Genomic DNA, 17,699 nt, shown 5'->3' with positions numbered 1-17,699 from the left:
ACAGTGGGCTTTCAGGTGGTCTGGGGCACTTCGGACAGTCGCCGTTCGATCTCCACGCAGGTGGCGTAGTCCGGCAGCAGTCCCTGTCGTTCCGCCTCGGCGAGCGTGATCGCCACCTGGTCGCGTTCGGACAGGATCGGTTCGACGCCGGGGTCGACGGGCAGGCCGAGCGCGGGATCCAGGACCGAGAGGGCGAGTTCGTTCCCGGGGTCGTAGGCCGTGGAGAGCAGGTACCACATGACGGTGTCGTCTTCGAGCGCCACGAAGGCGTGGCCGACGCCGACGGGGAAGTACATCGCGCGGTGGTCACGCTGGTCCAGCAGGACCGCGTCCCATTTCCCGAACGTCGGCGAGCCGACCCGGAGGTCGACCACGATGTCCAGCGCCTGACCGCTCGCGCAGTAGACGTACTTCGCGGTGCCCGGCGGCGTCGTGGTGTAGTGGATGCCCCGCACCACTCCGCGTTTGGAGCTGCTGTGATTCGTCTGCACCGTCCGGAAGAGCGGGCCGCCGTGCGCTTCGGTGAACGCCTCTTCCTGGAATGGCGAGAGGAACAGGCCGCGATCGTCGGGGAAGACCTTGGGGGTGAACTCGATCGCGCCTTCGACGGCCAGTTCGCGTGCTTGCACAGGTACTCCCGTGGTCGGCGTGATCAGAGGCTGGACAGCACTTCGCGGACGGCGTGGACGACCTTGTCCTGCAGATCGGGGGAAAGCGCGGGATACATCGGCAGCGAGAAGATCTCGGTGGCCAGCTTCTCGGTGACCGGCAGGGAGCCCTTCTCGTAGCCGAGGTGGGCGAACCCGGTCATGGTGTGCACCGGCCACGGGTAGCTGATGTTCAGGTGGATGTCGTACGCCTTGAGCCGCTCGATGATCTCGTCGCGTCGCGGGTGCCGCACCACGTACACGTAGTACACGTGCTCGTTGCCGGGCGTGGTCTTCGGAAGCTTCAGGTCGGTGTCGCCGAGGCCCTCGACATAGCGTTCGGCGACGGCCCGGCGGCCCGCCGTGTACGCGTCGAGCCGCTTGAGCTTGCGCCGCAGGATCTCCGCCTGCACCTCGTCCAGCCTGCTGTTGTGGGCGGGCGTTTCCACCGTGTAGTAACGCTCTTCCATCCCGTAGTAGCGCAACCGCCGCAGCCGCCGGTCCACCGCTTCGTCGGAGGTGATGGCCGCGCCGCCGTCGCCGTACGCGCCGAGAACCTTGGTGGGATAGAAGGAGAACGCGGCCGCGTCGCCGAACGTCCCCGCGATCGTCCCGTTCTGCCGGGCTCCGTGCGCCTGGGCGCAATCCTCCAAAAGGGACAGTCCGTGCTTCGCGGCGAGCGCCTTCAGCGGGGCCATGTCCACGCACTGGCCGTACAGGTGCACGGGCAGCAGGCATTTGGTGCGTTCGGTGATCGCGGCCTCGACCAGGCCGGTGTCCATCAGGAAGTCTTCCTCGCGGACGTCGACGAAGACCGGGGTGGCCCCGGTCCCGTCGATGGCGACCACGGTCGGTGCCGCGGTGTTGGACACGGTGATCACCTCGTCGCCCGGCCCGACACCCAGCGCCTGCAGGGCGAGCTTGATCGCGTTCGTCCCGTTGTCGAGACCGGCGCAGTGCCCGACGCCGTGGTACGCGGCGAATTCCGACTCGAAGCCGCGCAGGCTCGCGCCGAGCACGAGCTGCCCGGAGTTGAAGACCGTCTCGACCGCGTCGAGCAGATCGGCCCGCTCGGCACCGTATTCGGCGAGGTAGTCCCATACGCGCGTGGTCATGTGTGAACCCTTCCCTGAACTGATGACGTCAAAGCGGCGACGGTGCGGCGCACTCCCTCGGGCAGCGAGATCTCCGGGCGCCAGCCGGTGACCGCACGGAACGGCGTGGAATCGATGGTGATGCTCCGGAGATCCGTCTCGGGCGCGTGCGCCGGAGGCTCCACACAGGACACTTCCACCGGGCTTTTCCCCGTGTGCTCGGACATCTCCTTCGCGACGAGCCGGAAGACCTCGCCCAGCCGGTCCCCTCGACCGGCACCGATCAGCCAGTGCCCGCCCACCAGGGAATCCGGATGGTCCAGTGCGGCCATGAACGCCGAGGCGACGTCGTCGACGTGCACCAGGTCGCGTCGCACCGTGCCGTCGCCCCAGACGGTGAGCGGTAGTCCTTCGAGCGCCCGCCGCGCCATGGTGGACACCACGCCGCGGTCGTGGTTCGCGCCCTCGGCCGCGGTCTCGCCGAAGATCGTCGGCAGCCGCAGGCTGATCCCGCGCACCAGGCCGTCGGCGGTGGCCTTCTTGAGGAGTTGTTCCGCTTCGAGTTTCTGGGCGTCGTAAGGAGTCGCCGGGTGGTCCGGTTCGGTCCCGTCGAGCGGTTCCCGCGGCGGCACCCCGACCTGCGCGGTGGTTCCGGCGAACACCACCACCGGAGGCGGCCCGTCGCCACCGCCGGCGATCTCGACGAGGTCCCGGAGGACTCCCACGTTCACGCGTTCGGCGCCCTCCGCGCCACGCCAGCCGCCGTCACCGAGCAGCAGGTGCACGATCGCGTCCGAGCCGGCGACCGCGCCGGCGAGCGCGGCGCGGTCGGTGAGATCGGCGGCGACGGCGGTGATCTCGGCCCGGCCGGGCGGGGGCGTGAGCCGCCTGCGCGCCACCGCCCGCACCCGGACCGGCCGCCGCGCCAGCGCGCGCACGACGGCGGAGCCGACGAAACCCGACGCGCCGAGGACGGTGATCGTCTTCATTCAGGCACCGCCCCGTGGCTGCGCGGCCGCGGCGTTGAGGCAGGCGAGCAGCGTACGGGCCTCGACGTTGACGTAGTGCCCGTGCCGGGTGAGTGCGGTGAGCTGCCCCGGAGTGATCCAGGCGTAGCCGGGCGGAGGCTCGACCGTGTCGTCCGCCTCGATCGCCAGATAACGCGCCTGGACGCTGAGGAAGCGGCCGCCTTCTTCGGAATGTACCGCCTCGTAACGGATCCGTGATCGCGGGGCGCCGAGGACCAGGTCGAGAAAGGGCGGCCGTTGCTCGGCGGGCAGATGCAGGTAGTTCTGCGGCGTGCACTGGACGGTCGGCGCCAGCTCGACCGTGTCCAGGAACCCGCCGTCGGCGCGGGCGTGCGCCAGGACGTGCGGAACGCCGCCGAAGTCACGCATGAGGAACGCGACGAGGCCCATCCCGACGGATTCGATCAACGGCTGGGTCCAGGTGACCTTCTCGCGGTTGCTGCCTTTCACCGCGACCGCGAGGACCCTGAAGTAGCGGCCGTCCTCGTGCTCGATCGCCTCGGCACCCCGCTTCCAGTCGCGGACGTCCTTGAGCGGGATGCGGCGGGCGCGCACGTCGTGCCGCGACCGCTCGTTCGTGAACCACGACAGGAGCTGGACGTCGGAGAACATCGCGCCGGGAGCCTTGTCGTGGTACGGCAGGCACGACAGCACGCTCCTGGCGTTCATGTTGATCGTCTCGTCCTCGTGCATCAGCTCCGCGATCTGCCCGAGGGTGAGCCAGCAGAAGTCGTCCCACAGCGGCACTTCGTCGGCGGTCTCGACGATCATGTTGCGATTGGACTTCTGGAGGAACCACGATCCCTGCTCCGCCTGAAGCACGTCGACGATGACCCGCTCGGGGTCGGGCGGCGCGAAGTACTCGATCAGCTTGACGTTCGTGCCGCCGTGCGCCTTGGTGTAATTGCTGCGCGTGGCCTGCACGGTCGGAGACAGCTGGACCAGATTGGGATTCCCCGGCTCCATCTTGGCCTGCATCAGGAAATGCAGGACGCCGTCGAACTCCTTGGCCAGGATGCCGAGGATGCCGACTTCGGCCTGTTTGATGACGGGCTGCTGCCATTCGCGGTAGGGACCGTCGCCGTGCGGGCCGTCGGCCTCGACCACGTGCAGCCCTTCGATGGTGAAGAACCGTCCGCTCCGGTGCGCGATGTTGCCGGTCCCGTCCTCGAAACCCCATTGGTCCAGCGCGGCGAACGGAATGCGTTCGACGTGGAAGACGTTGGCCTCACGGCGTTCGGCGATCCACGCGCGGACGTCGGCGGTCCGCATGTGCACGCCATCGGTGGTCGCGGCGGACAAGGCGACACGGTCCGCGTGATCCTGGCCGTCGCGGGGGCGCACCAGCGTCGAAGGACTCCTTGTCATGGCCGTCTATCCCCTTTGCGTGCCAACGGAAATTTCGCTTCCTACGCTCCGCGCCCTGACGGAAAGGTAACTTCGGTCCGGCGGAACGGTCCAGATCGTCCAATCCCGTCGCGGGCCGGGTTCGGCCGGCGGCTGTGGTGAAGGCTCCTTTCGTCGCATCAGACGCGGTGAAGGGAGCCTTAAGCCCACACTCGACGGCAACGGCCAAGGCAGAGGAAGAGGAAGAGCGTTGCGAAAGCCACTTTCGCAACGTTGAAGGTTGCGAAAGTGGCTTTCGCAACACCGCCGACGTGGCGTTCCGCCCTCGATCGGAGGGAAGGTAGCTTCGGTCCGGCGGAACGGTCCAGATCGTCCAATCCCGTTGCGTGCCGGGTTCGGCCGGCGGCCGTGGTGAAGGCTCCTTTCGTCGCATCAGACGCGGTGAAGGGAGCCTTCAGCCCGAGAGCAGCGGGGCGCTAGAGCGAATGTTCCTGCTCGTTCTTCACCGGTTCCGCGGCCCAAGCCCGGTGCTCGGTCTCCCGCACCTCCTCCTCGGCGGTCTGTTCCACCCGCTTCATCGCGAACCGCAGGATCGGCGGCGTCATCAGCGAAGTGACGATCGCGACGAGGATGATGATCGTGTAGATCTCGACGCTGAGAATGCCCAGCCGCAGCCCCACCATGGCGACCACGATCTCGATGACACCCCGCGCGTTCAGTCCCGCGCCGAGCGCGAGCCCCTCCCATTTGTTCAAGCCGCTGATCCGGGCGCCGGCGTACGCGCCGACGAACTTGCCGATGATGGCCAGCGCGAGCACCGCGAGCCCGGTGAGCAGGACCTGCGGGCGGATCAGCGCGGTGAGATCCATCCGCAATCCGGCCGTGGCGAAGAAGATCGGCGCGAAGACCGCAAGGACGACGGTGCGCAGCGGAGCCAGTTTGACGGGATCCACCTTGCCCGCGGTGTTGATCAGGATGCCGCAGAGGAAGGCACCGAAGATCGCCTCCAGACCGAGGGCCTGCGTCCCGGCCGAGGCCAGGAAGATCAGGATGACGGCGGCGGAGACGGTGAGCCCCGCACCGTCGGATCGGGCCGCGGTGCGCATGACGCCCCGGACCAGCGGCCTGCCGATGGTGAGGGCGAAGACGACGACGCCGACCAGATAGCCGAGCGAGATCAGCACGGCACCCGCGGACACGGCGGTGACCGCCATCGCGCTGACGACCGACAGCATGAACCAGCCGAAGGCGTCTTCGATCGCGCCGGCCGCCAGCGTGAGCTGCCCGACGTTGCGGTGCAGCAGTTTCATGTCCATCAGCGTCTTGGCGATGACCGGGATGGCGCTGACGCACAACGCCACGCCGAGGAAAAGCGCGAAGACGGTGCTGTCCGTGCCTTCGGGGATCAGCATCTTGGGCAGTACGTAACCCGCGCCGATGCCCAGTCCGAGCGGGACGATGAGGCCGCCGAGGCCCACTCCGGCCGCCGCGGCACGCCGCCGCCGGAGCAGGCCCATGTCCATCTGCATACCGGTGAAACCGACCAGCAGGATGACACCGATCTGCCCGACGGCGTCGAGAAGGTGGTACTGCTCGGTGACGGCGGGGAAAAGCCACCCGTGCAGCCCCGGTGCGGCCCACGCCAGCAACGACGGGCCGAGAAGCACCCCGACCAGCAGTTCGCCGACCACGGCGGGCATCCCGAACCGGGCGGCCAGCCGCCCGAAGACGACGGCGAGCAGGAGCAGCGAACCGACCTGCAGCAAGAACAGCAGGAGACTGTGGGCGGCGATCGGGGCGACCGGCGCCGGGAGCGAGAGAAGCACCTTCCTCCTTCGGGTAAGAACGGCAACGGCGTCAGCCGCGGCGGGAGACCTTCGTGCCCAGCCGCCGGGCCGCGTCCACCGAGTCGCAGCCCGCGAGGCCCAGCGCGTTCCGGAATTCGACGGCGAGCAGGTCGAGCACCTGCCGGACGCCGTCCTCCCCGCCCGCGGCGAGCCCCCACATGGCGGGCCGTCCGACCAGGACACCCGACGCCCCCAGCGCGATCGCCTTGAGGATGTCGCCGCCACCGCGGATCCCGCCGTCGAGCAGCAGTTCGCCCGGCCAGCCGGAAAGGGTGGCGGCGATCTCGCCCAGCATCTCGATCCCCGGCACGGCGCCGTCCAACTGCCTGCCTCCGTGGTTGGACACCACGATCCCGGCGGCGCCCGCGTCGACGGCGCGGCTCGCGTCCTCGACCGCGAGGATTCCTTTGAGCACCACCGGGAGATCCGTGTGCGCACGGACCGCTTCGACGGATTCCCAAGTGGCCGGGGCGAATTCGCGCGCGGTGTGCTCCGCCACCGCCGACCGGCCGCGAGTGCGGTGGTGCGCGGCCGCCCCGGCGTCGAAATTGGCCGCGGTCACGGAATCCGGCAGCGCGAAGCCGTTCCGCATGTCCCGCAGCCGTCGTCCCATCCACGGCACGTCGACGGTGAACACGATCGCCTCGCAGCCGGCGTCCTCCGCGCGGCGGACGAGGTCGAGCGAGCGTTTCTCGTCCCGCAGCCAGTACAGCTGGAACCACGGCCGTCCGCCGACGGCCGCGATCTCCTCCAGCGGGACACTGCTCAGCGTGCAGATGGTGTACGGCACGCCCGCGTCCCGGGCGGCGCGTGCCGCGGCGAGCTCGCCTTCGGGGTGGAACAACCGCTGGTACGCGACGGGCGCGACCGCCAGCGGCAGCGCGGCGCGACCGCCGAGGAGTTCGGCCTCGACGGTGCCACCGGTCAGCTCACGCAATACCCGGGGGATCACGAAGATCCGCTCGAGCGCGGCGCGGTTGGCCTCCAAGGAGGCTTCCGCGCCGCTGCCCCCGGCGAGGAAATCCCAGTTCTCGCCGGAGAGGACATCGCGTGCCGCGCGCTCGAGGTCGTCGAGACAGACGTGGGTCATCGACGGACGGGGCCGAGCTTGCTCTGCCCGGTGCGCTCCAGCTCCACGGCTTCGTACAGGGCCTTGATGTTCGAGCTGCCGAACGTGCCGGCGCCCTGGCGCTCGATGATCTCGAAGAAGATCGTCTTACGCGGATGCGTGGAGGCGGTGAAGATCTGGAACAGCTGGCCGCCGTGGTCCTCGTCGGCGAGCAGCTTCGTCTCGCGCAGATCGTCCAGCGAGTGCGTCTCCAGCTCGATCCGCTCGCCGAGCAGGTCGTAGTAGGCGTCCGGGGTCTTCAGGAATTCCACGCCGCGCGCGGAAAGCTCCTTGACCGCGCGGACCGCGTCCGGGCTGGTGAAGGCGATGTGCTGGACGCCGGACCCGTGGTGCTCCTTGATGAAGTCGTCGATCTGGCCGGGGTCGGCGGTCTTGTCCGGCTCGATCAGGGTGAGGGTGACCGCGCCCGACGTGCTCTGCACGACGGTGGAGTTCATCGCCTGCGCGCCGACCACGATGTGCTCCTCGAAGATCTGCTTGAAACCGAGCGCGCGCTCGTAGAACGCCACCGTGGGGCCGAGGTCGCCGGCGTTGAGGCAGACCGCGAAGTGGTCGATCACGCCCAGCTCCACGCCGCCCTTGCCGCGCGGGGTCTCCTCGGCGGCGTCGCTCTGGATCAGGGTGTGCACGACATCGCCGAACCCTCTGACGGTGGCCGTGACGACCGAGTCCGCCCGCTTCTCCGGCTCGCGGACGGGTTCCGCGCCCGCCTTCACCGCGGCCTCGAAAGCGGCGGCCACGTCGGGGGTGCGCAGCGCGATGTCGGCGACCCCGTCACCGTGGGTCTGCAGGTAGGTCGCCCCGGGGTGCCGGTCCGACAGCGGCTCGGTCAGCACCAGCGCGATCGCGCTGTGCCGCAGCGTCACGCTCCGGTGGTCGGCCGACCGGTCGGTGGCGGTGACGGAGAAGCCGTACTTGTCCATCCAGCCGGACGCGGCCGCCTCGAGGTTGGCGACGTACATTTCCACATAGTCGATCTCGAAATTCTGCGTGCTTTCTTGAGCAGACAAGGCATTCCTCCGTGGAATAGATGTAACCCTCGATCACAGGATGGCCCGCATCCCTTTGTGCATCAACGGTGTCCGCTTGACACTTACGTCCACATAGGACTCAGCGTCCGGTGAACCGCACCGGGAGTTCCCGGTACCCCTGCACGACGATCGCGCGCAGCCAGGCCGGTTCCTTCTCCAGCTCCACGCGTGACACCCGGCCGGCCACCTCCCGCAGCACGACCGCCAGCTCGATCCGCGCGAGCGCGGAGCCGAGGCAGTGGTGCATGCCGTGCCCGAAAGCGATGTGCCGGTTGGGTTTCCGCCCCGGCCGGAACGTGTCCGGTTCCTCGAACACGGCGGGATCCCGGTTCGCGGCGGGCAGCCACGCGACCACCGGCGTACCGGCTTCGAGGTCGCGGCCGTTGAGCGTGACTTCGCCGGTCGTCACGCGTAGCACGTGCATCGCGGGCGAGGTCCAGCGCAGCACCTCGTCCACGACGGGGTCGACGTCGACGTCGCCGTCCCGCACCCGGTCCAGAAGTCCCGGCACGGCGGCGAAAGCGTGCACCGCGCCGGTGATCGCGTGCCGGGTGGTCTCGTTGCCGCCGATCAGCACGTTGTCGCAGTTGAGCACCACGTCGTCGATCGAGAGTTCGCCGTCGGACAGCAACGTGCTGACGAGGTCGTCGCCGGGGTTCGCGCGGCGAGCGCTGATCAGTTCGTCGAAGTAGACAAGGATCTCGGTGTGCGCCTGACGCGGCGTCATCCCGTCGAACAGCTCGTCCTCGCCGCCGAACGCGTGATTGGTCAGGTCGATGAGCATGTCCTGGTCCTCGGCGGGCACGCCGAGGATCTCGCAGACGACCGCGGCGGGGATACGCGGGCCGATCTCCGCGGCGACGTCGCACACCTCGCCGTCGAGCACCCGGTCGAGCACGCCGCGCACCTCGGTCCGCACCCGGTCCGACAGTTTCCGCGCCGCCGCCCGGGAAAGCAGCGGTCCGACCAGCTTCCGCAGTTTGCGGTGCTGGTCCTGTTCGGACACCACCATCATCTGGCCCCCGGAATTGTCCGGGTGCTCGCGGTCGAAGCCGATCATCATCCCGTACTCGGAGGTGAACGGGGCGGACGGGCCGAGCACCGCGGCGCACGCCCGGTGCGAGAACACCGACCAGAAGCCGCCGGGTGAACTGCCCGGTTCGCTCCACACCATCGCGTCTTCCGCCGCGTACTCGCGCCAGCGGGTGTGACGGTCGAGGGTGGTGTACAGATCGGGATCGCCGAGGTCGACGGTTTTCGTCGTCTGCATGAAGTTCTCCAGGTCAGGTGAGTGCGCCGTCGAGCACCTTGGCGAGCTGTGCCACGGTCGGCGCGTCGAAGAAGGCCTGCACTCTCAGCCGGATCTTCAGGCTTTCGCGGATCCGGCTCACCACCCGGGTCGCGAGCAGCGAATGACCACCGATCTCGAAGAAGCTGTCCTCGACCCCGACACTGGCGACACCGAGCACGTCGGCGAACAGTTCGGCGAGAAGGATTTCCGTCGGTGTGCTCGGCGCCCGTCCCGACGCCGCGCGCTCGGCGCTCTCCTCTTCCGGGGTGGGCAGGGCGGTCCGGTCGACCTTGCCGTTCGGCGAGACCGGCAGTCTCGGCAGGCTGACGACCACGTCGGGGACCAGGTAGGACGGCATCCGCTCCCGCAGGGGCGGGAGGAGCTCTTCGGCCGTCACGCGTTCGCCCCCGGTGCCGACGACGTAGGCGACGAGCCGGTTGTCGTGCGCGGTCACCACCGCCTGGGCCACCTTGTCCACGGCGAGCAAGGCGGACTCCACCTCGCCCGGTTCGATCCGGTGACCGCGGACCTTCACCTGGTCGTCGACGCGGCCGACGAAGACGAACTGGCCGTCCGGACGCCGCCGCACCCGGTCGCCGGTGCGGTACATGCGCCCGCCCGGTTCGCCGAACGGATCCGGCAGGAACCGCTCCGCGGTCGCGGCGGGCCGCCTGAGATATCCGCGGGCGAGGCCGGGACCCATCGTGTACAGCTCGCCCACGTCCCCGTCCGGGACGGGCCGGAGCAGTTCGTCCAGGACATAGGTGCGCACACCGGTGATCGGCCTGCCGATCGGCGGGGTCTCCTCACCGGACAGCGGCTCGCTCGCGGTCACCGCCACGGTGACTTCGGTGGGGCCGTAGGCGTTGATCATCACGCGGTCCATGGACCAGCGTTTGGCCACCGGCGCCGGGCACGCCTCGCCCGCCACCAGGAGGGTCAGCCCGGCGGGCAGGCCGCCCGCCTCCTCCAGTGGCGCCAGCGCCGACGGCGGCAGCGTGATGTGGGTGATCCCCTGCTCTCGCACCAGCCTCCCGAGCGGCTCGCCAGGGACCAGGTCCGGCGCGGAGGCCAGCACGAGACAGCCACCGGCCTGCCAGATCGGCCAGAACTCGGCGACCGCGGCGTCGAAGCTCGGCGAGGCGAAGGCCAGCAACCTGCTGTCCGGCACCAGTTCCTGGCGGCGCACGTAGTCGTCGGCCAGGTTCGGGATCCCGCGATGCGTGACCAGCACGCCCTTCGGTTTCCCGGTCGAGCCCGAGGTGTAGATGACGTACGCGGGATGGTCGGGCAGCAACGGGCCGAGGCGGTCCCCGTCGTCCAGGTTCGGCTCGGACAGCCCCGGTTCCCGTTCCACGCTCAGGACGACGCCGTCACCGGGCACTTCCTGCCCCGGCAGGCACAGCACGAGCTGCGCCGCCGTGTCGTCCAGCATGTGGCGTTTGCGTTCCTCCGGATAGTCCGGGTCGACCGGCACGTACGCGGCGCCCGCCTTGTGCACGGCCAGGATCGCGATGACGAACTCGATCGACCTCGGCATGGCCAGCGCGACCAGCCGCTCCGGGCCCACGCCGTGCGCCACGAGCCGTCGCGCGAGCCGGTTGGCTTCGCCGTTGAGTTCGGCGTAGGTGAGTGTGGTGGTGTCCATCGCCACCGCCGGCCGATCCGGCAGCACGGCTGCGGTCGCCTCGAACAGGGCCGGTGTCGTGGCCGCCGAAAAAACGGTCATGCGGTCTCCCCCAAAGTCTCACGGGATTCGGTGCGGAGGAACCGGATCAGCTCCCGGTTCACCGCCTCCGGGTTCTCCAGGTAGCCGAAATGCCCGCACCCGGGAATCGTGCGGTGGGTCGCGCCGGGGATCGCGTCCGCCAGCTCGCGTCCGGCGGACGGCGGCGCCACGAGGTCGTGTTCGAACGAGACGACGTGACAGGGCACCTTGATCGAGCGGTAGGCCTCGAGGCGGTCGGGCAACGCGCTCAGCAGCAGCTGCTCCCGCACACCCGGCCCCCAGGATCCCGCCGCGGCGAACAGGTCGAGCCAGTCGCCGGCGAGGTCGTCGTCGGCGAGGGTCGCGGGTCCCAGGTTGTGCATGGCCCGGACGGCGGCGAGGAAGGCCGGTGGCAGCTCGATGCCTTGTTCGATCAGCTTCGCTTCGCCTTCCGCGAGTTCTCGCTGGACGAGGCTGCTCTTGCCGCAGGCCGCCATCAACAGGACCGAGTCCAGCAGTTCCGGACGGGCGAGTGCCAGCTCCTGCGCGACGTACGAACCCATCGACGTGCCGATCACGCGGCACGGCACGGCGTCGAGGTAGTCGATCAGCGCCGCCACGTCCGCGACGAGGTCGTCGATGGTGAACCCGTCCGTGCCCTCGTCGCTCGGCGGGATCCCGCGGTTGTCCATGGTGATCACGCGGAATCCGGCGGCGCGGAGCACGGGAACCTGGTGCAGATCCCAGACGGAACTCGGCGCGCCGGTGCCGGTCAGCAACAGGACGGCCGGGCCGTTGCCCTGATCGTGGTAAGACAACCGGATCCCGTTCTCGGTTGTCATCAGCATGATGGTCCTTCCCCGCTCACCGCACAGCCACGGCGCGCAGCGACATGGCGGCCGCGAATCACCCGGGCCACCGGTTTCCGTCTGATGTGGAACGTGCGATCCCCGGCTACGCGGCGCACTGCGGTGACCGTACCTTCGGAGATCCGTTATTCGGAAGGAATCAGCACTGGACATGGCGGAAAATCGGCACCGAATCGCGTCCACACCCCCGCTTGACACTTCGCCACCGGGTGGAAATCCTAGCATTTATGGATTCGAACGTTTTGTCCACCCATTTGGACATGGAAACGCTGCACGGATCGCTCACCGATCCGGCCATCTCGTCGATGAATCTGCTCAATGAACTGATCGACGAATACCCTGTGGCCATTTCCATGGCGGCAGGACGGCCATACGAAGAGTTTTTCGACATCCGGCTCATTCACGATTATCTCGACGCGTACTGCGAGCATCTCCGGCGCGATCGGAAAGTGGACGAGGCCGGCGTCACCCGCGCGCTTTTCCAATACGGCACCACGAAGGGCATCATCGCCGACATCATCGCCCGCAACCTGGCCGAGGACGAGAACATCGACGCCGCCCCGGAATCGGTGGTCGTCACCGTCGGCGCCCAGGAGGCCATGTTCCTGGTGCTCCGCACCCTGCGGGCGAACGAGCGGGACGTGCTGCTCGCCCCGGCGCCCACCTACGTCGGCCTGACCGGGGCGGCGCTGCTCACCGACACGCCGGTCTGGCCGGTCCGGTCCGGCGAGAACGGCATCGACCCCGAGGATCTCGTCCTCCAGCTGAAGCGCGCCGACGAACAGGGCATGCGGGTGCGGGCCTGCTACGTGACGCCCAACTTCGCCAACCCCACCGGCACCAGCATGGATCTGCCGTCCCGCCACCGGCTGCTCGAAGTCGCCGCGGCCCACGGGATCCTTCTGCTGGAAGACAACGCGTACGGGCTCTTCGGCGCCGAGCGCCTCCCCACGCTGAAAGCGCTCGACCGGTCGGGGAACGTGGTCTACATCGGATCCTTCGCCAAGACCGGCATGCCCGGCGCCCGGGTCGGCTACGCGGTGGCGGATCAGCGGGTGGCGGGCGGTGGCCTGTACGCCGACCAGCTCTCGAAGCTCAAGGGCATGCTCACCGTGAACACCTCGCCCATCGCGCAGGCGGTGATCGCCGGGAAGCTGCTGCTCAACGACTACAGCCTGACCAAGGCCAACGTCCGGGAAACCGCGATCTACCAGCGGAATCTCCAGCTGACGCTGAGCGAGCTCGACCGCAGGCTCGGCGACCGCCCCGGGGTCCGCTGGAACACCCCGACGGGCGGGTTCTTCGTCACCGTCACCGTGCCCTTCATCGTCGACGACGAGCTGCTGGCGGACGCCGCCCGCGACCACGGTGTGCTGTTCACCCCGATGCATCACTTCTACGGCGGGAAGGACGGGTTCAACCAGCTCCGGCTGTCCATCAGCCTGCTCACGCCGGAGCTGATCGAGGAGGGCGTGAGCAGGCTCGCCGCGCTCATCACTTCGCGTCTGCCGTGACCTCTCGCGGGATCGCCTCCACCAGCACCATGTCGTCACGACCGGTGCCGGTGGAGGCGAACGGTTCCCGCGCGACGACGTCGAAGCCGGCCTGCCCGAGTTCCCGCGCGATCCGGTCCACCGTGAAGAGCCTCCGGCGATGCGTGCAGACGACGAAGGGATCCGCGGTCTCGTCGGCGGGGTGGATGGTGATCTCCTGGAGCTCCTCCGACGGCAGGATCTTCACGTGCAATACGTGCCTCCTGCCGCTCCGGCCGGTCAGCTCCTGGCTGCGCTCCACCGGCTCCGCTTCGACGGGCTTCGTCAATTCCAGGCTGAGCAGGAACTTCCCGCCGGGCCGCAGATGCTCGAGAACCGACGCGTACAGGCCCTTCCGGTCGGCCTCGCCGAGTTCGTTGATCGAACCCGAGCTGATGACCACCGCGCCGAAACGCTCGCCCAACGCGAAGGCGCTCATGTCCCCCTGAACCACTGTGCACCGCTCTCGGAGCTCCGACGGCGATTCCGCCAGCCGCTTCCGGAAAGCGGTGACCACCGTCGCCGACAGCTCCAGTGCGGTCATCTCCCAGCCGAGCTCCAGGAAAGGGAACGTCAGCCTGCCCATTCCGGCCGCCAGCTCCAGCACGGGCCCCGGATCCTCGGGAAGACGGGCCGCGAATTCCCGCGTTTCCGGGGTGCCGTCGGCGTCCTGGATCAAATCCCGATAGGTGTCCGAGCCCGCCTCGTCGTAGAAATCGCACAGAACGCCCCGGTCACCCGCCGAGGCCAGGACGACATCGGCGTGCGCGGTCCGCGCCGGGCCGCGGTCCAGTTGATCGGTCATCAGGACAACCTCCAGGTCGACATTCGTCTCAGGCCCGATTCAGCCGTTTTCTTCGCGGACGACGACCGGCCAGGTCATTTCGCCGTACCCGGACCGCACGCCGTTCTTCCCGGCGTGCCCGTCCAACTGCGCGAAAAGATCCTTGTCCGGCCCGTGGAGCATCCGCATCTGCGTCGGATAGCGCAGTAGGGCCTCGAATTTCCGCGCCCGCGCGTCCGCCTCGACCGAGGCGAATTCGGGGGCGCCGAGCCGGAATCCTTCCGGGAGTTCGGCTTCCCCCTGAGCGAACATCGCGTGCGGGAGGTCTTCCCACAGCCGCACCGGGATCTCCCTTTCCCGCGCGACGAGCAGCGTGGCGTCCCGGGTGATCTCGTTGTCGATATGCCCGCTGGCGGCCGCGCAGGTCAGGATCAGCGTCGGGTCGCACTCCTGGACGACCGACGCGATTTCCTCCCGCACCGCGGAGAACAGCGGATCGTCCTGCGGTGACAGCCGTCCGATGGCCAGTTTCTGCCGTCCTGGCACGTTGTCGGCCATCCACCGGCCGTCCGCCGCCTTGCGATAGATGGCGTCGAGGAACCGGCTGTGCCGGTACTCGGCCCCCAGGTGGCCGAGTGCGGCGATGTCTTCGTCACGGCGGCGCAGCGACGCGTCCTCGTCCGGCGACAGCCCCCAGATCGAGTGCAGCCGGTCCGCCGCCGGTGAGAACGGGGGCGTCGCGGTACCGGCGAACACCGTGTGGACGGTCACTTTCGCGCCGTCCCGTTCCGCCTGGGCGAGGCCCGCCCCGAAGGACAGGACCGCGTCGTCCAAGTGCGGGGAGATCGCCAGGATCCGGTCCGTGCCGAGGTCTCGGGTCATGGCGATCAGCTCACGTGCACGTTCGGCACGTACCGGATCCACTGCCCGCCGGCGTCGCGGAAGGCCTGCTCCGCGTTCATGATCTCGTCGGCGTGGTTCCAGGCGAACAGCAGCGCGTAGTCCGGGTGGTCGCCGGCGAACGCCTGGTACTCGCGAACCGGGATGTGCTGTCCGGGGCTGAGCCTGCCCTGCTTGGCCGGGGTGGTGTCCGAGATGAACTCCACCAGATCCGGGGTAATGCCACAGAAGTTGGTCACCGTGGCGCTCTTGGCCGTCGCGCCGTAGCCGACGACGCGCTTGCCCTCGGCGCGGAGCTTGGTCAGCAGCGCGATCAGGTCTTCCTTGATCTTCTTCACGTTGGTGGCGAAGCGTTCCAGCGTGGCGTACTCCGCCAGCTTGCGCTCGGCCTCCCACGCCAGGAGTTCCGCCACCGCCGAGGAAGGCTTACGGGCCCCGGCGAGGGCGAGGGTGTAGCGGACCTCGCCGCCGTGCACCGGGATGCGCTCGACGTCCACGAGTTCGAGACCGTTGCGCCGGGCCATCTCCTGGACCGAGCGCGCGGTGAAGAAGAAGAAATGCTCGTCGTAGATCTGGTCGAACGACGTGCGCTCCACGATGTCGCCGAGGTACGGGTCCTCGAACACGAACACGCCGTTCGGGCGCAGCAGCGTCGTGACGCCCTTGAGGATCGAGTCCATGTAAGGGATGTGGCACAGGGTGTTGGCCGCGTAGATCACGTCGGCGGGGCCGTCGTTCTCCCGGATGTCGGCCGCCGTCGCCTCTTCGAAGAAATCCTTGCGGACGCGGATTCCCTTGGCCGCGGCCAGATCCGCGACGCCGCCGGAGGGTTCCACACCGAGCTGGCGTACCCCGGCTTCGGCCACGGCCTTGAGCATGATGCCGTCGTTGCACCCCAGCTCGACGATGAACGGGTCCTCGCCGGTCAGCTCCGTGGTCAGCAGGCGCTTGGCCAGTTCCTGGAAATGCGTGCGCATGACCGACGAACCGGACGAGTGATAGGGGTACGCCTCGTGGAACATCAGGTCCCTCGGGACCTCTTCCATCAGCTGCACCATCGTGCAGGACTCGCAGATCCCCGTGGCGAGCCGGAAGAAGAACTCCTTCTTCTCGTCGCCGGGAACCACGAACGCGTCCGAAAGCGGCTGGCGTCCGAGATCGATGAACTCGGTGACGGTGCCGTCGCAGATGCGGCACCGGGAAGTGGTCGACATGCGGTCTCCTCTGTACTGGTGATGATCAGGCGGGAACGGCGGGCTGGTTCCCGGTCACCGCGGCGAACAACAGGTCCGCGGCCACCGCGGCCCCGTCCGTCTGGACCGTTTCCGCCACGGCTTCCGCTCGCACGCGCGTTTCCGGAGCGAGGGCCTTGGTGAGCGCCGCCGACAACGTGTCGAAGGTCGGGGTCGGGCCGTCATGCGCCACACCGACCCCCAGTTCGGCCACCCGGGCGGCGTAGTAGGGCTGGTCCGCGATCTGGGGAACCAGGATCTGGGGGACGCCCGCCCGCGTGGCCACGTGGGTCGTGCCCGCGCCGCCGTGGTGGATGACGGCGGCCACCCGGCGGAACAGCACCTGCTGATTCACTTCGCCGATGGCGAAACAGTCCTCCCGGTCGTCGGGCAGGACCAGATCGGCCCAGCCGCGGGAGAGGATCACCCGGTGGCCGTGGGCACGGATCGCCTCGATGGCCACCTTCGCGGCGTCGGCGGGGGCGCGAAGGCTGCCGAACCCCAGGTACACCGGTGGTGCGCCGGCGTCCAGGAACGCCTCCAGCTCAGCGGAAATCGGTCGTTCGTCGGGCAGGATCCACGCCCCGGTCTGCACGGCGTCGAGATCCGTGGGTTGCAGCGGGGCCAGTACCGGGTCCGCCGCCATCCACGGGTGATCGGTGTAGCCGTGGCCGAAGATGTCCTCCACCGGCGGCAGGCCGATGGCGGCGCGCCTGCTGTTGAGCGGCTCCCCGTACCGCCGGTAGGCGCTCTGGTTGTTGCGCTCCCACAGCGCCTGGATGTCGGTCCCGTCCGGTGCGGGCGGCTCGCCGAGGGGCGGCGGAGGCGCATAGTACGGCGACGGCACATAGCTCGGGCAGTGGAAGCCATAGAAGTAGGGGATGCCCAGCTTTTCGGCCACCGACCGCACGCCGATGGCGGCGGCCAGCAGGCCGGTCGTCACCACCGCGGCGCATCCTTCGGCGGCCGCCGGAATCCGCTCGAACTGCGTGGCGATCGTCTCGGTCGTGAACCGGAGCATGTCCTCGGCCGTCAAGGGTTTCGCCTGCCCGGCCGACGGGCGCGCCGACGCACCGAGGGGCAGATGCGGCACGTCGACTTCGGCCAGCCGATCCGCGCAGTCCGGCGGCGCGCACATCCGCACCTCGGCGCCGCGCTCCCGCAACCGCACCGCCAACGCCACCAGTGGTTCGACGTCTCCGCGGCTCCCACAGGTCGACAACAACACACGCATCACGTATTTCCCCGTTTTCTCCGGTC

At 68.9% G+C, this 17,699-nt stretch carries 15 protein-coding genes; 1 reads left to right on the top strand and 14 read right to left on the bottom strand.

The genetic code is table 11. The annotated features are described in order from the left end of the window. Positions 1-11: 11 nt before the first annotated feature. From AORI_RS48510 to AORI_RS48465, 10 genes are all read right to left on the bottom strand, one after another. Entirely contained in the window at positions 12-629 is a 618-nt protein-coding gene (locus AORI_RS48510; RefSeq protein WP_016331894.1) for a dTDP-4-dehydrorhamnose 3,5-epimerase family protein, read from the bottom strand. A gap of 23 nt (positions 630-652) precedes the next feature. Further along, complete coding sequence (locus AORI_RS48505; protein WP_016331893.1) at positions 653-1,762, bottom strand: DegT/DnrJ/EryC1/StrS family aminotransferase; 1,110 nt, start codon at positions 1,760-1,762, stop codon at positions 653-655. Continuing rightward, positions 1,759-2,730 (bottom strand): NAD-dependent epimerase/dehydratase family protein, encoded by a 972-nt coding sequence (locus AORI_RS48500; RefSeq protein ID WP_016331892.1) that lies wholly within the window; start codon positions 2,728-2,730, stop codon positions 1,759-1,761. Before AORI_RS48500 ends, AORI_RS48505 begins: the two co-directional genes overlap by 4 nt. Beyond that, positions 2,731-4,137, bottom strand: a complete 1,407-nt coding sequence (locus AORI_RS48495; RefSeq protein ID WP_043847944.1) for an NDP-hexose 2,3-dehydratase family protein — start codon at positions 4,135-4,137, stop codon at positions 2,731-2,733. Between the two features lie 455 nt (positions 4,138-4,592). Continuing rightward, positions 4,593-5,942, bottom strand: a complete 1,350-nt coding sequence (locus tag AORI_RS48490) for a cation:proton antiporter (protein WP_016331890.1) — start codon at positions 5,940-5,942, stop codon at positions 4,593-4,595. Positions 5,943-5,973: 31 nt separating this feature from the next. Continuing rightward, on the bottom strand, positions 5,974-7,053 hold the full coding sequence (locus tag AORI_RS48485; protein WP_016331889.1) for an alpha-hydroxy acid oxidase: 1,080 nt from the start codon (positions 7,051-7,053) through the stop codon (positions 5,974-5,976). Then, entirely contained in the window at positions 7,050-8,102 is a 1,053-nt protein-coding gene (gene hppD / locus AORI_RS48480) for a 4-hydroxyphenylpyruvate dioxygenase (RefSeq protein ID WP_016331888.1), read from the bottom strand. Before hppD ends, AORI_RS48485 begins: the two co-directional genes overlap by 4 nt. Before the next feature lie 100 nt (positions 8,103-8,202). After that, positions 8,203-9,393 carry a cytochrome P450 gene (locus AORI_RS48475; protein ID WP_016331887.1) on the bottom strand — a complete coding sequence of 397 codons (1,191 nt, stop codon included), beginning with the start codon at positions 9,391-9,393 and terminating at the stop codon, positions 8,203-8,205. 13 nt (positions 9,394-9,406) lie between these two features. Next, positions 9,407-11,143 carry an amino acid adenylation domain-containing protein gene (locus tag AORI_RS48470; RefSeq protein WP_016331886.1) on the bottom strand — a complete coding sequence of 579 codons (1,737 nt, stop codon included), beginning with the start codon at positions 11,141-11,143 and terminating at the stop codon, positions 9,407-9,409. Then, on the bottom strand, positions 11,140-11,970 hold the full coding sequence (locus tag AORI_RS48465; protein ID WP_016331885.1) for an alpha/beta fold hydrolase: 831 nt from the start codon (positions 11,968-11,970) through the stop codon (positions 11,140-11,142). The genes AORI_RS48470 and AORI_RS48465 overlap by 4 nt, the downstream gene beginning before the upstream one ends. A gap of 248 nt (positions 11,971-12,218) precedes the next feature. Here AORI_RS48465 and AORI_RS48460 point away from each other — a divergent pair, with 248 nt between their 5' ends. Then, positions 12,219-13,505 carry an aminotransferase-like domain-containing protein gene (locus tag AORI_RS48460; RefSeq protein WP_016331884.1) on the top strand — a complete coding sequence of 429 codons (1,287 nt, stop codon included), beginning with the start codon at positions 12,219-12,221 and terminating at the stop codon, positions 13,503-13,505. Here AORI_RS48460 and mpaM read toward each other — a convergent pair. Genes mpaM through AORI_RS48440 form a run of 4 tightly spaced genes read right to left on the bottom strand, consistent with a single transcriptional unit; the run spans position 13,486 to position 17,673 of the window. Further along, positions 13,486-14,328, bottom strand: a complete 843-nt coding sequence (gene mpaM, locus AORI_RS48455; RefSeq protein ID WP_016331883.1) for a daptide-type RiPP biosynthesis methyltransferase — start codon at positions 14,326-14,328, stop codon at positions 13,486-13,488. The two genes, AORI_RS48460 and mpaM, sit on opposite strands and share 20 nt — an antisense overlap. 39 nt (positions 14,329-14,367) lie before the next feature. After that, positions 14,368-15,189, bottom strand: a complete 822-nt coding sequence (locus AORI_RS48450) for a PIG-L deacetylase family protein (RefSeq protein ID WP_016331882.1) — start codon at positions 15,187-15,189, stop codon at positions 14,368-14,370. A gap of 5 nt (positions 15,190-15,194) precedes the next feature. Next, a complete protein-coding gene (locus AORI_RS48445) occupies positions 15,195-16,421 on the bottom strand; it encodes a class I SAM-dependent methyltransferase (RefSeq protein WP_016331881.1) in 1,227 nt (408 codons plus the stop codon). A gap of 25 nt (positions 16,422-16,446) precedes the next feature. Next, positions 16,447-17,673, bottom strand: coding sequence for a glycosyltransferase (locus AORI_RS48440; protein ID WP_043847943.1), 1,227 nt, complete (start codon positions 17,671-17,673; stop codon positions 16,447-16,449). Positions 17,674-17,699 lie beyond the last annotated feature (26 nt).

It is taken from the genome of Amycolatopsis keratiniphila, from assembly GCF_000400635.2.
In the GTDB taxonomy this organism is placed as follows: domain Bacteria; phylum Actinomycetota; class Actinomycetes; order Mycobacteriales; family Pseudonocardiaceae; genus Amycolatopsis; species Amycolatopsis keratiniphila.
This window is presented reverse-complemented; position numbering and strand designations above follow the sequence as displayed.

Bases quoted from the DNA above. Each gene is read 5' to 3' on its own strand.
- AORI_RS48465 (WP_016331885.1), bottom strand. From the start codon at position 11,970: ATGCTGATGACAACCGAGAACGGGATCCGGTTGTCTTACCACGATCAG.
- AORI_RS48445 (WP_016331881.1), bottom strand. From the start codon at position 16,421: ATGTCGACCACTTCCCGGTGCCGCATCTGCGACGGCACCGTCACCGAG.
- AORI_RS48470 (WP_016331886.1), bottom strand. From the start codon at position 11,143: ATGACCGTTTTTTCGGCGGCCACGACACCGGCCCTGTTCGAGGCGACC.
- AORI_RS48475 (WP_016331887.1), bottom strand. From the start codon at position 9,393: ATGCAGACGACGAAAACCGTCGACCTCGGCGATCCCGATCTGTACACC.
- AORI_RS48500 (WP_016331892.1), bottom strand. From the start codon at position 2,730: ATGAAGACGATCACCGTCCTCGGCGCGTCGGGTTTCGTCGGCTCCGCC.
- AORI_RS48505 (WP_016331893.1), bottom strand. From the start codon at position 1,762: ATGACCACGCGCGTATGGGACTACCTCGCCGAATACGGTGCCGAGCGG.
- AORI_RS48495 (WP_043847944.1), bottom strand. From the start codon at position 4,137: ATGACAAGGAGTCCTTCGACGCTGGTGCGCCCCCGCGACGGCCAGGAT.
- mpaM (WP_016331883.1), bottom strand. From the start codon at position 14,328: ATGACCGATCAACTGGACCGCGGCCCGGCGCGGACCGCGCACGCCGAT.
- AORI_RS48460 (WP_016331884.1), top strand. From the start codon at position 12,219: ATGGATTCGAACGTTTTGTCCACCCATTTGGACATGGAAACGCTGCAC.
- AORI_RS48450 (WP_016331882.1), bottom strand. From the start codon at position 15,189: ATGACCCGAGACCTCGGCACGGACCGGATCCTGGCGATCTCCCCGCAC.
- AORI_RS48485 (WP_016331889.1), bottom strand. From the start codon at position 7,053: ATGACCCACGTCTGTCTCGACGACCTCGAGCGCGCGGCACGCGATGTC.
- AORI_RS48440 (WP_043847943.1), bottom strand. From the start codon at position 17,673: ATGCGTGTGTTGTTGTCGACCTGTGGGAGCCGCGGAGACGTCGAACCA.